Source organism: Streptomyces sp. NPDC005574, assembly GCF_040605435.1.
GTDB lineage: Bacteria > Actinomycetota > Actinomycetes > Streptomycetales > Streptomycetaceae > Streptomyces.
In genome coordinates this window covers 61,355-74,835 of sequence record NZ_JBEXCW010000039.1, presented here as the reverse complement: position 1 = coordinate 74,835, position 13,481 = coordinate 61,355, and the positions used below count along the sequence as shown (strand labels likewise).

Sequence of the window (13,481 nt, the reverse complement as noted above, 5' to 3'; positions counted from 1 at the left end):
GGGGCCCCTCCGGGCGGAGGGGCCCCTTCACGTCGTACGACAGGGCGGCCTGTGGCGGCCGGTGTGCCTAGCCGTGCCAGCTGTGCGGTGCGCGGAAGCCGGGCTCGCGCTCCAGGCGGCGCCAGCCGGCCTTGGGGTGCTTGCGGTGGGTGGGGGCCGCCGGGGCGGCCGCCGCGCGGGCCAGGAGGACGGCCGTGATCGCGGCGACTTCCTCGGGGTCGGCGTGGCCCTTCTCGACACGGATGTCAGGCGTCGTCATAGGTCTCAGTCTCCGTGGATGAGGTTTCCGCGGGGCAACCGGTGGGTTACCTCGGATCCGCTGGATTACTGCGGGGGGTTGCCGTGCTTGCGGGAGGGCAGGTCGGCGTGCTTGCTGTGCAGCATCGCCAGTGACTGGATCAGGACCTCGCGGGTCTCCGCGGGGTCGATCACGTCGTCCACCAGTCCACGCTCGGCCGCGTAGTACGGGTGCATGAGCTCGGACTTGTACTCCTTGACCATGCGGGCCCGCATGGCCTCGGGGTCCTCGGCGTCCGCGATCTGGCGGCGGAAGATGACGTTGGCGGCGCCTTCCGCGCCCATCACGGCGATCTCGTTCGTCGGCCAGGCGTACGTGAGGTCGGCGCCGATGGACTGGCTGTCCATGACGATGTAGGCGCCCCCGTAGGCCTTGCGCAGGATGAGGGAGATCCGCGGGACGGTCGCGTTGCAGTAGGCGTAGAGGAGCTTGGCGCCGTGGCGGATGATCCCGCCGTGCTCCTGGTCGACGCCGGGGAGGAAGCCGGGCACGTCGAGGAAGGTGACGATCGGGATGTTGAAGGCGTCGCACATCTGGACGAAGCGCGCGGCCTTCTCACTGGCCTCGATGTCCAGGACGCCGGCCAGGGACTGCGGCTGGTTGGCGACGATGCCCACCACCTGGCCGTCGAGGCGGGCCAGGGCACAGATGATGTTGCGGGCCCAGCGCTCGTGGATCTCCAGGTAGTCGCCGTCGTCGACGATCTCCTCGATGACCTTGGCCATGTCGTAGGGTCGGTTGCCGTCCGCCGGGACCAGGTCCAGGAGGACGTCGGAGCGCCGGTCGGCCGCGTCGGTGGACTCCACGCGCGGCGGGTTCTCCCGGTTGTTCTGCGGGAGCATCGACAGGAGGTAGCGCACCTCGGCGATGCACGTCTCCTCGTCGTCGTAGGCGAAGTGGCAGACACCGCTGGTCTCGGCGTGCACGTCCGCGCCGCCCAGGCCGTTCTGGGTGATCTCCTCGCCGGTGACGGCCTTGACGACGTCCGGGCCGGTGATGAACATCTGCGAGGTCTCGCGGACCATGAAGACGAAGTCGGTAAGGGCCGGTGAGTAGGCCGCGCCGCCCGCGCACGGGCCGAGCATCACGCTGATCTGCGGGATGACGCCGGAGGCGCGGGTGTTGCGCTGGAAGATGCCGCCGTAGCCGGCGAGCGCGCTGACGCCCTCCTGGATACGGGCGCCCGCGCCGTCGTTCAGGGAGACCAGCGGGGCACCAGCCGCGATGGCCATGTCCATGATCTTGTGGATCTTCGTGGCGTGGGCCTCGCCCAGCGCGCCGCCGAAGATGCGGAAGTCGTGGGCGTAGACGAAGACCGTACGGCCCTCCACCGTGCCCCAGCCGGTGATGACCCCGTCGGTGTGCGGCCGCTTGGCCTCCAGGCCGAAGCCGGTCGCCCGGTGCCGGCGCAGCTGCTCGACCTCCCGGAACGTGCCGGGGTCCAGGAGCAGCTCGATGCGCTCCCGGGCGGTCAGCTTGCCCTTGGCGTGCTGCGCCGCGGTCGCCTTCTCGCCGGGGCCGGCCAGTGCCTGCGCACGGATCTCGTGCAACTCGGCCACTCGCCCGCGGGCGTCCGTCGGCTCACCCGTCGCCTCGCTCAGCGGCTCGCTGGTCGACTCACCCGGCGCCTCATCCAAAACGGTCATGTAGCGACCTTACGAAGTCCGGCAAGGAAAGCGAGCCGTCGACTCCGTACAGTCTCCGACCCGTTTTCCTGGTACCCCTATACAGAACCGGGGCGGCGTGCAGGGCTTCTGACTGCTCAGGGGGCGTCGGGCTTGTGGAGGTCACACAAAGAGGCGGGTTGAGAGTCACCTCACATCCGCGGGCGGAGCGACCCTGTTCCGGTGACCCCGGCCGGGCGCGGCGCACGCTCTGCCGCAAGGGTCTGGACCAATCCGTCACCGCGGAGCGGCCTCCGCGCCGGGATCGCCGCGGAAATCCCGGACGGTTAGCCCGAACGGGTCGGTCGCCACGATATCCCCCTGGACATCCGGCCGGGGATGTTGAACATTGAACGGAATAGGACTACGGTCATCCGTGTTGGCATCGTTGAACGTTCAACAAGCTCTCGTCAGGAGAACATCATGGGCATCTTCGGCCGCAAGACGGACACCACCGACACCGCCGGCACCACCCTCACGACCGACGCACCCGCCGCCGTGAACCCCGAGCTGGCCGCTCTCAGCGGCGACTACACGATCGACCCGTCCCACACCTCGATCGGCTTCGTCGCCCGCCACGCCATGGTCACCAACGTCAAGGGCAAGTTCCTCGACTTCAGCGGCACGCTGCACCTCGACGGCAGCGACCCGTCGAAGTCCACGGCGTCCCTCGACGTCACGATGGACAGCATCGACACGGGTTCGGCCGACCGCGACGGCCACCTCAAGAGCGCCGACTTCTTCAAGACGGACGAGTTCCCGACGATGACCTTCCGCTCCACCAAGGCGGAGGCCCTCGGCGGCGACGACTACCGCATCACCGGTGACCTGCAGATCCTCGGCGTCACCCGGCCGCTCACCATCGACCTGGAGTTCAACGGCGCCGCGAAGGACCCCTTCGGCAACGACCGCGTCGGCTTCGAGGGCAAGGCGGAGATCCTGCGCTCCGAGTTCGGCCTGAGCTGGAACGCCGCACTGGAGACGGGCGGTGTGCTGATCTCCGACAAGATCAAGCTGAACTTCGACATCTCGGCGATCAAGAACGTCTGAGCCGCCGGCCCGCAGGCCCGCAGGATCCGAGAGCGCCCGCCCTCCACGACAGGTGGAAGACGGGCGCTCGGTCGTGCCCGGCCCTCACTCCGGGGCGGATTCCACGGGGCGGATTCCAGGGGTCGGATTCCAGGGGGCGGCCGTAGGCCGAAACGGTGTCCGCGGGGACGGAAACCCGGTCGTGCCAGGTCCCGGGGGGTCGCCGGGCGTGGCCGGATCGTGCCCCTTGCGGGGGTGCCGGCGGAGTTCTCATAATCCAGCAACGGATTTGACCTGCCCATGCCAGATCATGGCCGTCTCTTTGCCGCTCGTTTTGACATGTACTGGTCATCACGTTCGGCTCCGTCCCCGAGGTCGACCCCCTACGGAAGGCATCACCTTGAAGAAGCTCCTCACGGCCCTCAGGAGATGCGCCGCTGCCGGCGCCGCCGCACTCGCGATCGCGAGCCTTCAGCCCGTGTCGGCCGCCGAGGCCGCCCCGGCGCCCGTCGTCGGCGGCACCCGCGCCGCGCAGGGCGAGTTCCCGTTCATGGTCCGGCTCTCCATGGGCTGCGGCGGCGCGCTCTACACCCAGCAGATCGTGCTCACCGCCGCGCACTGCGTGGGCGCGACCGGCGCCAACACCGGCATCACCGCCACCGCCGGCGTCGTGGACCTCCAGTCCACCACCGGCCGCGTGCAGGTGAGGTCCACCAAGGTCTACCGGGCCCCCGGCTACAACGGCAACGGCAAGGACTGGGCGCTGATCAAGCTCGCCGCGCCCATCAACCTGCCGACTCTGAAGATCGCCACCACCACCGCCTACAACACCGGCACCTTCACCATCGCGGGCTGGGGTTCCGCCAGCGAGGGCGGCGCCCAGCAGCGCTATCTGCTGAAGGCCACCGTGCCGTACGTCAGCGACGCCACCTGCCGTTCCTACAGCGGCTACAGCGGCCTGGTCGCGAGCGACGAGCTCTGCGCCGGCTACACCGCGGGCGGCACCGACACCTGCCAGGGCGACTCCGGCGGTCCGATGTTCCGCCGGGACAGCGCGAACGCCTGGATCCAGGTCGGCATCGTCAGCTGGGGCATAGGCTGCGCCCGCGCCAACGCCCCCGGCGTCTACAGCGAGGTCTCGACCTTCGCCTCCGCCATCGCCTCGGCCGCGTCCACGCTCTGAGGCGCGGCCTCTTCCTTCCGTACGACGGCCACGGGTCCGGCGCTCTGTGCGCCGGACCCGTTTCCCCTGCGTCGTCCGGGCGTCCCCGGCGCGGTCAGAACCCGCCGCCGCCGAAGTCCCCGCCCCCGCCGCCGTCGAAGCCACCGCCGAAGTCCCCGCCCCCGCCGCCGTCGAAGCCGCCGCCGAAGTCGCCGGGGTCGAAGTCGGGGCCGGAGACGTCGCCGCCGTCGTAGCCGCCGAAGTCCCCGTAACCGGAGCCGTAGTCCGCCGCGTAGGCGGGGGCGGCCATCATGCTGCCCAGGACCGTGCCGACCAGCAGGCCGGGCAGGATGCCACCGCCGAAGTAACCGCCCGCCCAGGGGCCGTAGGCCGGCCCCGCGTCCCAGTACGGACGGCGGCCGTGGTCGGTGTCGACCTCGCGGACCATCGGGTCACGGCCGTCCGCCAGCCGGGTCCGGTCGGCCGCGCAGACGGGTACCTCGCGGGGTATGCCGGCCTGCGGGGTCCACAGGGCGCCGGCGACCGAGGGCCCGTGGCGGGGGTCGAAGAAGCAGGGCGGCCGGCGTTCGGGCAGGGGCAGACCACCCCGGCGGGCGGCGAGCTGGGCGAGCGAGAAGCGGCCGTCCTCCAGGGCGCCGGTGACCGCCCGTACGTCCTCGGGCCGCCGCGCCTGCGCCATGTACGTCTTCGCCTGTTCGTAGGCGTCCAGCGCGCGTTCGTAGTCGGCGCGCATGCTGTCGTCGGCGCCCGCCTCCGCCGGGTGGAAGTCGAGACGGTCGAGTTCCTCGCCGAACGCGGTGATGTCCTCGTCGACCACGACCCGCAGCCGCTCCAGCGCGGCCCGCTGTTCCTCCTCCCGGCGCCGCCGGTTGCGCCGGACGAGCGTGTACGTGCCGGCCCCGCCGACCACCACCACCACGCCGAGGGCGATCAGCGCGGTGGTGGACACCCCGGCGCCGCCGTCGTGGGAGGTGCCCCAGGACGAGGGCGCCGAGCCGCGCATGGCGGGGAGTGCGTTGCGGGTGAAGTCGTCCAGCTGGGCCCGGGCCTCCTCCCCGCGCACGCTGGTGACGAGGTTCCGCACGGCCGCGCGGGGCAGGACGGCGGAGTCGGCGCGGGCGTCGAAGCGGTCGCCGAGGCGGATCGCGTAGAGACCGGTGACGCCGGTGTCGGTGCGCAGCTTGGTGAACAGGTCCTCGGTCGGGTAGCCGGCGGGCAGCACGGCGACGAAGAGCGGCCGGTCCGCCGCCTTGATCTGCCGTGCGAGGGCGTCGGCGTCGGCCACGGACATCTGGGACCTCGCCGCGGGGTCGACGTAGACGGGGTTCTCGCGCAGCGCCGCGGCGACGGTGGAGACGTCCGTGGCGGCGGACGCGGGCCCCGGCCCCACCGCCAGCACGGCCAAGGCGGCGAGCAGCAGGGCCGACAGCAGCCCTGGGAGGCTTCGGGTGCGGTAGGGGGCCTTCATGATTCGAAGCTACCCGAAGCCTCCCAGAACATGACACGGTGCTGGTGGGAGGTGCTGTCCGGCTCAGGCCGCCAGGTAGGCCTCCCGCAGCTTCCGCACGGCCGCGCCGTACCGGCCGGTCAGCAGGAGGTGGTCGGCGTCGGCGAACGGCTTCGACACCGCCGCCGTGAGACGGCCGCCTGCCCGCTGCTGCACGATCAGGCGGGCCCGGGCGACGAGCGCGCCGCCCGCCTCCCGCGCGCCGGTGCGCTCGGCCACCGCGGCCGCCGCGGCGAGCACCTTCAGCGTGCTCGCGCCGCCGCGCGGCACCTTGGTCAGGGTCGTCAGGCCCCAGCCGTAGGGGAACTGCGGGTCGTACGCGGTGTCGCCGACGTTGATCGGCAGCTGGGCCTCGGACCGGGGCCAGGTGACCGGGAGCTGCCCGGTGAAGGGCCGCCTGCCGTAGAGGACGTCCGCGACGCCGTCGCCCTCGGTGCCGGGCAGCCAGGAGGCCACCAGGGCGTCGATGTCGCCGAGCCGGTCGCCGATGAGCTGGGGGCGCCCGGAGACGATCAGGACCGCGCACTTCATGGCCGCGCACACCCGGTCCACGGCCGCCCGATCGGCGGCGGTCAGCTCCAGGTCGTTGCCGTTGCCGACGTCTCCGACGCCCTCGGCGTACGGGGTCTCACCGACGACGACCACACCGACGTCGTAGCCCTGGGTGGGCGCCGAGGCGTCCTGGGAGTACGTGACGTCGCCGCCGGCGTTCCGCAGCCCCTCCAGGACGGTGGTGCCCGGGGTGATGTCGCCGGAGGAGCCCTGCCAGGTGACGGTCCAGCCGCCGGTCTGGTTGCCGATGTCGTCGGCGTTGGATCCGGCCACGTAGACCTTCTGCGACTTCCTCAGGGGCAGCACCCCGCCCGCGTTCTTCAGCAGCACCTGGGACTCGGCCGCCGCTTGGCGGGCCACGGCCCGGTGCTTGGGGGAGCCGATGGCCTGGGCGCCGGTGGTGTCGGCGTAGGGGTGCTCGAAGAGGCCGAGCCGGAACTTCTGGGTCAGGATGCGGGACACCGCGTCGTCGATCCGGTGCTCGCTGATCCGGCCGGCCTCGACCTCGTCCACGAGCGTGCTGTGGAAGTCCTTGTAGGCGTACGGGACCATGATCATGTCGAGGCCCGCGTTGACCGACGTACGGACGTCCGAGGCGTAGTCGCCCGGGATCTGGTCGATGCCGGCCCAGTCGCTGATGACGAAGCCGTCGAAGCCCATGCGGTTCTTCAGCACCCCGTTGATCATGTCGGCGCGGGCGTGCATCTTGACCGGGCCCCTGCCGTCGCCGATGACGTCCAGGGAGGAGTACGAGGGCATGACCGAGCCGACCCCGCGGTCGACGGCCTCCTGGAACGGGGTCAGGTGGACGGCCTCCAGCTGCTGCCGGGTGACCCGGGTGACGCCCTGGTCGAGGGTGTACGTCCCGGTGGTCGAGGTGCCGTAGCCGGTGCCGCCGTCGCCCACGAAGTGCTTGGCCGTGGCCAGGACCTTGTCGTGGTCCTTGAGGTCGCTGCCGTCCCGGGCACCCTGGAGGCCCTGGACGACGGTCTCCATGGACTTCACGAGCGCCGGGTCCTCGCCGAACGACTCGTAGGAGCGGCCCCAGCGTTCGTCGCGGCTGACGCACAGGCAGGGCGCGAAGTCCCAGGGGATGCCGGTGGCGCGGACCTCCGCGGCGGTCACCGCGCCGGTGCGCCCGGCGAGCCGGGGGTCACGGGTCGCGCCGATGCCGATGTTGTGCGGCATGACGGTGGCGCCGACCAGGTTGTTGTGGCCGTGCACCGCGTCGACGCCGTAGATCAGCGGGATCTGGAAGCGGGTGGCCTGCGCCCGCAGCTGGAAGGCGTCGATCATCTTCGCCCACCCCTCAGGGGTGTTGGGCGTCGGGGTGGAGCCGCCGCCGGACAGCAGCGAGCCGAGGGCGTAGGCGGCGATGTCACCGGGGGCGGTGACCGCTCCGCGTTCGGCCTGGGTCATCTGACCGGCCTTCTCCGCCAGGGACATCCGGGACACCAGGTCGGCGACCCGCTTGCGGACGGGCAGTTTCGGGTTCAGGTACGGCAGTCCGTGGGCGTCGATCACCACCTGCGGGGTCTCGGCCGGGGCCTTGGCGCCGGTGACGGTCAGCGCGATCGGGATCGTCTCGGCGGCCTCGGCGGCTTTGTCGCCTAGTGTGCGCACGCGCACCGTCCGGGTGGTGCCGGAGGCGGTGCCGGCGGGGAAGGTGATCGTGCCGCTGACGGGCGTGTAGTCCCGGCCCGGCCGGGCGGTGCCGTCGGTGGTCGTCCGGTAGGCGACGGTCACGGGTTCGTCGATCGGGACGGAGCCGGTCGTGGCGACGGTGACCCGGACCGAGGCCGTGGCGCCCTCCCGGACCGGGTGGACGGCGGAGTCGGTGGTGACGGAGGCCCGCAGCGACTGGTCGGCCCTGCCGTACACCTCGACGTCGTCCATGGCGAACGTGCCCTTGACGCCGGTGGGCAGGGTGAGGGCGTATCCCCACATCCGGGTCAGGCCCAGGACGTGGTCGATGCCGCCGACGGGCTGGTAGTCCGTGCGATAGGTGAAGTCGGTGAAGGGCAGCGAGATCTGTTTCCAGCCGGTGAAGTCGTCGCTGAAGGAGGTCGTCCAGAGCTCGGAGGCCTCGCCGTGGGCGCCGCCGTCCTTGATCTCGAAGGCGATCTTCTTGCCGCTGCCGCGGCCCTCCCACCAGAAGCGGACGCCCTGGTGGGCGGACCAGTCGTGGGCGGGCCGGTCGGCGGCGTAGTCGTGGGTGAAGCCGCCGTAGCCGCTGATGTCGTAGGTCCCGGTGAGGACCTTGGCGCCCTCGGGCGCGTCGTCCCGGGCGGTCAGCGCGAGGGTGGGCGGGTCGTCGGTGTCGCCGCCCCAGGTGAAGAGGCCCTCGGCGGGCTGGGCGGCGAAGGGCACCTCGCCCTCGAAGCGGTCGACGGCGGTGGGGGCGGGGTCGTCGGCTCCGGACGCCGTGGCGGCCGTGGCGAGCGGGAGCAGGGTGGTGAGAAGTGCGGCGGAGGCGAGCAGGGCGGTTCTTCGCATGGACCATTCCTCGGCTCTCGTAGTCCACTCATGACTTAGCTCACGCCGTGAGTTAACTGGCGCCCCGTGAGGCCGTCAAGACATCACACCGGAACCGGTGCGAGTCGGCGGTGCGGCCGGATCGAAGGGGTCGTCACTTCGGAAAGTGAACGCGCACCCCCTTGACGTGTACACAAAGTCGCCCTTTACTCACGCCTCGCATGCCTCCCATCCCCCACCTCTCGAAGGGCGGCGCACCATGAGGAGTTCCACTCGGGCGGTCCGGCTGCTACTGGCCGGGCTCCTGACGACCGCCGGGTTCACGGCCGCGACCGGGCCGGCGCACGCGGCCGGCGAGCAGGTCACCGCCTGGCTGACCACCACCGACGACAGCGGCGGACGCCACGTGGTCCGCGGACTCCAGGCCCAGACGCCGTTCGCCTTCCAGTCCGGCTCCGGTGGCGGCGGCGAGCACATCACCGTGGACGAGAACACCCGCTACCAGACCTTCACCGGCGGCGGCGCCTCCTTCACCGACACCGCGGCCTGGCTGATGAACAGCAGCGGGGCGCTGTCCGCGGCGGCCCGGGACGCGGCCATGACGAAACTGTTCTCCCCGACGCAGGGGATCGGGCTGTCGTTCCTGCGCAACCCGATGGGCGCCTCCGACCTGGCCCGGTACGGCTACACCTACGACGACGTGCCGGCCGGACAGACGGATCCCTCGCTGTCCCGGTTCTCCCTCGCGCACGACCTCGCGGACGTCGTGCCGCTGACGAAACAGGCCCTGCGGCTCAACCCGTCCCTCACCGTCATGGCCTCCCCGTGGACCGCCCCGGCCTGGATGAAGGACAGCGGGCAGCTCAACGGCGGATGGCTGAAGGCGGAGGACTACGGCGCCTACGCCTCGTACTTCGTGAAGTACCTCCAGGGCTACCGCGACCAGGGCGTCCCGGTCTCCTACGTGACGGCGCAGAACGAGCCGACGTGCTGCTCGGGGTACCCGTCGATGAGCTGGAACGCGAGCGGCCTGGCGTACTTCACCAGGAGCGAGCTGCTGCCGAAGCTCCAGGCGGCCGGCCTGTCGACGAAGGTGCTGGCCCACGACTGGAACTGGGACGTGTACGACTCCTACGCCGCCCAGACCGTGGACGACCCGGCGGTCCGCTCGCACCCGAACTTCGGCGGGATCGCCTGGCACGGCTACGGCGGTGACGTCGGCCGGCAGACCTCGCTGCACGACCAGTACCCGCAGCTCGACGCGTTCGGCACCGAGCACTCGGGCGGCACCTGGATCGCCGACCAGCAGCGCGAGGACATGCTCGACATCGTCGACTACACGCGGAACTGGGCGAAGTCGGTGACCAAGTGGTCGCTGGCCGTGGACCAGAACATGGGGCCGCACAACGGGGGCTGCGGCACCTGCACCGGGCTGGTCACCGTGCACGACGGGGACGGCGCGAGCGGCACGGTCGACTACACGATCGAGTACTACACGATGGGGCACCTGACGAAGTTCGTACGGCCGGGCGCGCAGCGGATCGCCTCGACGGCCTCGTCCGCCGTGCCGAACGTGGCGTGGCGCAACCCGGACGGCAGCAAGGCGCTGATCGCCTACAACGGCTCCTCCGCGGCGCGGACGGTGACCGTCGACTGGGGCGGGCAGCACGCGACGTACTCCCTGCCCGCCAGGACGTCCGCGACCTTCACCTGGGCGGGGACGCAGTCCGGCGGCGGGAACGCGACCGGGGCGCTCGCCGGTCTGGCCGGCAGGTGCCTGGACGTGGCGGGCGGTTCGAGCACGAACGGCACGGCCGTCCAGCTCTACGACTGCAACGGCTCGGCCGCCCAGCAGTGGACCGTGCGGGCGGACGGCTCCCTGCGGGCGCTCGGCAAGTGCCTCGACGTGACCTCGGCCTCGACGGCGGACGGCGCGAAGACCCAGTTGTACGACTGCAACGGGACCGGCGCCCAGCAGTGGTCGTACAACGCCTCGACGGGTGACGTGGTCAACACGGCGGCGAACAAGTGCCTCGACGTCAGCGACAACTCCTCGGCGAACGGGGCCCGGGCACAGATCTGGTCGTGCACGGGCGCCGCCAACCAGAAGTGGCAGCTGCGGTAGGGGCGGGCGGGTGCCCTGGCGAGCCCGGCGGCTCGCCGGGGACCCCGGCGGCTGTGGACGCCCGGGGGCGTCGGTGCGGTTCGGCCCGGCGCGCCTCCGGGGAGTCCCGCCTGGTGCCTACTCGGCGGGCTCCACGCCCGCCCGCAGCAGCCCGTAGGCGTACGCGTCCTCCAGAGCCTGCCAGGAGGCGGCGATGACGTTCTCCGCCACGCCCACCGTCGACCACTCCCCCGTGCCGTCGGAGGTCGAGATGAGGACCCGCGTCGTGGACTGGGTGCCGTGCACGCCCTCCAGGATGCGGACCTTGTAGTCGACGAGCTCCAGCTTGGCGAGCTGGGGGTAGATCGTCTCCAGAGCCACCCGCAGCGCCCGGTCCAGGGCGTTGACCGGGCCGTTGCCCTCGGCGGTGGCGACGATGCGCTCGCTCTTGGCCCACAGCTTGACCGTGGCCTCGTTGGCGTGGCTGCCGTCGGGACGGTCCTCGACGATGGCGCGCCAGGACTCGACCTGGAAGTACTTCAGGGGCTTGCCGTCGACCTCCGCGCGCAGCAGCAACTCGAAGGAGGCGTCGGCCGCTTCGTAGGTGTAGCCCCTGAGTTCGCGTTCCTTGACCCGCTCGACGACCCGGCCGACCAGTTCGCGGTCGCCGCCCAGGTCGACGCCGAGCTCCTTGCCCTTGAGCTCGATCGACGCGCGGCCCGCCATGTCGGAGACCAGCATCCGCATGGTGTTGCCGACCTGCTCGGGGTCGATGTGCTGGTAGAGGTCGGGGTCGACCTTGATCGCGGAGGCGTGCAGGCCGGCCTTGTGGGCGAAGGCCGAGACGCCGACGTAGGGCTGGTGGGTGGAGGGGGTGAGGTTGACGACCTCCGCGATCGCGTGCGAGATGCGGGTCATCTCGCGCAGCTTCCCGTCGGGCAGGACCTTCTTGCCGTACTTGAGCTCCAGGGCCGCCACCACCGGGAACAGGTTGGCGTTGCCGACCCGCTCGCCGTAGCCGTTGGCCGTGCACTGGACGTGGGTCGCGCCCGCGTCCACCGCGGCGAGGGTGTTGGCGACCGCGCAGCCCGTGTCGTCCTGGGCGTGGATGCCGAGGCGGGCGCCGGTGTCGGCCAGGACCGTCGAGACGACCGCCTGGACCTGCGCGGGGAGCATGCCTCCGTTGGTGTCGCACAGGATGACCACGCTCGCGCCGGCCTCCGACGCCGTACGGACGACGGCTTTGGCGTACTCGGGGTTCGCGCGGTAGCCGTCGAAGAAGTGCTCGCAGTCGACGAACACCCGGCGGCCCTGGGCGCACAGGTGGGAGACGGTGTCCCGCACCATCTCCAGGTTCTCCTCCAGCGTCGTGCGCAGGGCGAGTTCGACGTGCCGGTCGTGGGACTTCGCGACCAGGGTGATCACCGGGGCGCCGGACTCCAGCAGCGCCCTGACCTGCGGGTCCTCCGAGGCCTTGGCGCCGGCCCGGCGGGTGGCGCCGAACGCGACGAGCTCGGCGTGCCGGAAGTCGATCTCCTCGCGGGCGCGGGCGAAGAACTCGGTGTCGCGCGGGTTGGCGCCGGGCCAGCCGCCCTCGATGAAGCCCACGCCGAAGTCGTCCAGGTGCCGTGCGATGGCCAGCTTGTCGGCGACGGTGAGGTTGATGCCCTCGCGCTGGGCTCCGTCGCGCAGGGTGGTGTCGAAGACGTGGAACGAGTCGTCGAGCTCGCTGGTTTCCGTCATGGTGTCAAGCTCCTGTGTCGGATCTCGGTCTGTACCGGAATGACCGGCTCCACCGTCCTCCAATGATCCCTCGCGCTGCGCTCCCGGCTTGAGGTGGGCCAGAAAAGCGAAAAACCCCTCGCGGGTGCGAGAGGTCTGCGCGCGGGTCGAGAACGACGGTGTCCGCCCGTACCTGGTCGTACGTGGCGGTCACTGCGGACCGGCGCGCCTGCTGCCAATAATCGTGGCGAACGAGAGCACGTTGGCAGTCTGGCACAAGCCGCCGCCGTGCTCACCGTCCGTCTCAGGATGCGAACGGCGGGTGGTCCGGGCCTCCCAGGTTCTGGTCCAGGAACTCGCGCACATGCCCGAGGACCTGCTCGCGGTCGGTGCCCCGCAGTCCGATCGCCACATGGATGGAGAAGCCGTCGAGCAGCGCCCGCAGGCGGGCCGCGAAGCGGTCGGCGTCGACCGGGCGGAACTCGCCGCGGGAGGCGCCCTCGGCGAGAAGCGCGACCAGGTCGCGGTGCCAGGCGCCCTCGATGGCGGCCTGCCGGTCGCGGGCGTCGGCGTCGGCGGCGGCGGCGGCGTACTGCGAGCGGTTCCACACCTCCAGCCACAGCGTCCAGTGCGGGTCGCGGTGGCCGTCGGGCACGTACAGGTCGACGTAGGCGTCGAGGCGGGCGCGCGCGGTGGCCGCGGTGGTGAGCAGCCGGCCGCGTTCGGCGCCGAGCCGGCCCTCGCTCCACTCCAGGGTCCGCAGCAGGAGTTCGTCCTTGGAGCGGAAGTAGTAGAGGAGGTGGCCGCTGCTCATGCCGACCTCGCGTCCCAGCGCCGCCATGGTGAGCTGCTCCAGGCCCCGCTCCGCGATCATCTCCATGGCGGCGGCCAGGACGTGCTCACGCGGCGGCGCGTTCTTCCGCGTCCGTGCCGCTTCGGCCATCCCC

General features: G+C 71.4%; 9 protein-coding genes. 3 read left to right on the top strand and 6 right to left on the bottom strand.

Features of this window, described 5'->3' with window-relative positions; translation table 11 throughout:
• Positions 1-67 precede the first annotated feature (67 nt).
• Positions 68-259, bottom strand: coding sequence for an acyl-CoA carboxylase subunit epsilon (locus ABZT03_RS24235; protein WP_356042523.1), 192 nt, complete (start codon positions 257-259; stop codon positions 68-70).
• 65 nt (positions 260-324) lie between these two features.
• A complete protein-coding gene (locus ABZT03_RS24230; RefSeq protein WP_356042531.1) occupies positions 325-1,857 on the bottom strand; it encodes an acyl-CoA carboxylase subunit beta in 1,533 nt (510 codons plus the stop codon).
• A gap of 528 nt (positions 1,858-2,385) precedes the next feature.
• Here ABZT03_RS24230 and ABZT03_RS24225 point away from each other — a divergent pair.
• Together ABZT03_RS24225 and ABZT03_RS24220 are read left to right on the top strand one after the other, a co-directional pair.
• Entirely contained in the window at positions 2,386-3,012 is a 627-nt protein-coding gene (locus tag ABZT03_RS24225; RefSeq protein ID WP_356042521.1) for a YceI family protein, read from the top strand.
• 379 nt (positions 3,013-3,391) lie between these two features.
• Positions 3,392-4,174 (top strand): serine protease, encoded by a 783-nt coding sequence (locus ABZT03_RS24220; RefSeq protein ID WP_356042520.1) that lies wholly within the window; start codon positions 3,392-3,394, stop codon positions 4,172-4,174.
• A 94-nt stretch (positions 4,175-4,268) separates the two neighbouring features.
• Here the strand turns inward: ABZT03_RS24220 and ABZT03_RS24215 are convergent, their stop codons facing one another.
• Both ABZT03_RS24215 and ABZT03_RS24210 read right to left on the bottom strand, forming a co-directional pair.
• On the bottom strand, positions 4,269-5,642 hold the full coding sequence (locus tag ABZT03_RS24215) for a hypothetical protein (protein ID WP_356042519.1): 1,374 nt from the start codon (positions 5,640-5,642) through the stop codon (positions 4,269-4,271).
• Positions 5,643-5,705: 63 nt separating this feature from the next.
• Positions 5,706-8,729 carry a glycoside hydrolase family 3 N-terminal domain-containing protein gene (locus ABZT03_RS24210; RefSeq protein WP_356042517.1) on the bottom strand — a complete coding sequence of 1,008 codons (3,024 nt, stop codon included), beginning with the start codon at positions 8,727-8,729 and terminating at the stop codon, positions 5,706-5,708.
• Between the two features lie 238 nt (positions 8,730-8,967).
• Here ABZT03_RS24210 and ABZT03_RS24205 point away from each other — a divergent pair, with 238 nt between their 5' ends.
• Positions 8,968-10,833 carry a ricin-type beta-trefoil lectin domain protein gene (locus tag ABZT03_RS24205; protein ID WP_356042515.1) on the top strand — a complete coding sequence of 622 codons (1,866 nt, stop codon included), beginning with the start codon at positions 8,968-8,970 and terminating at the stop codon, positions 10,831-10,833.
• A gap of 117 nt (positions 10,834-10,950) precedes the next feature.
• On the opposite strand, the gene cimA is transcribed toward ABZT03_RS24205, so the two are convergent.
• Together cimA and ABZT03_RS24195 are read right to left on the bottom strand one after the other, a co-directional pair.
• Positions 10,951-12,555, bottom strand: a complete 1,605-nt coding sequence (gene cimA / locus ABZT03_RS24200) for a citramalate synthase (RefSeq protein ID WP_356042513.1) — start codon at positions 12,553-12,555, stop codon at positions 10,951-10,953.
• Positions 12,556-12,838: 283 nt separating this feature from the next.
• Positions 12,839-13,477, bottom strand: coding sequence for a TetR/AcrR family transcriptional regulator (locus tag ABZT03_RS24195; protein WP_356042511.1), 639 nt, complete (start codon positions 13,475-13,477; stop codon positions 12,839-12,841).
• Positions 13,478-13,481 lie beyond the last annotated feature (4 nt).

Excerpts from the sequence above, each read along its gene's own strand:
- ABZT03_RS24235 (WP_356042523.1), bottom strand. The coding sequence starts at position 259 with ATGACGACGCCTGACATCCGTGTCGAGAAGGGCCACGCCGACCCCGAG.
- ABZT03_RS24225 (WP_356042521.1), top strand. The coding sequence starts at position 2,386 with ATGGGCATCTTCGGCCGCAAGACGGACACCACCGACACCGCCGGCACC.
- ABZT03_RS24215 (WP_356042519.1), bottom strand. The coding sequence starts at position 5,642 with ATGAAGGCCCCCTACCGCACCCGAAGCCTCCCAGGGCTGCTGTCGGCC.
- ABZT03_RS24210 (WP_356042517.1), bottom strand. The coding sequence starts at position 8,729 with ATGCGAAGAACCGCCCTGCTCGCCTCCGCCGCACTTCTCACCACCCTG.
- ABZT03_RS24205 (WP_356042515.1), top strand. The coding sequence starts at position 8,968 with ATGAGGAGTTCCACTCGGGCGGTCCGGCTGCTACTGGCCGGGCTCCTG.
- cimA (WP_356042513.1), bottom strand. The coding sequence starts at position 12,555 with ATGACGGAAACCAGCGAGCTCGACGACTCGTTCCACGTCTTCGACACC.
- ABZT03_RS24195 (WP_356042511.1), bottom strand. The coding sequence starts at position 13,477 with ATGGCCGAAGCGGCACGGACGCGGAAGAACGCGCCGCCGCGTGAGCAC.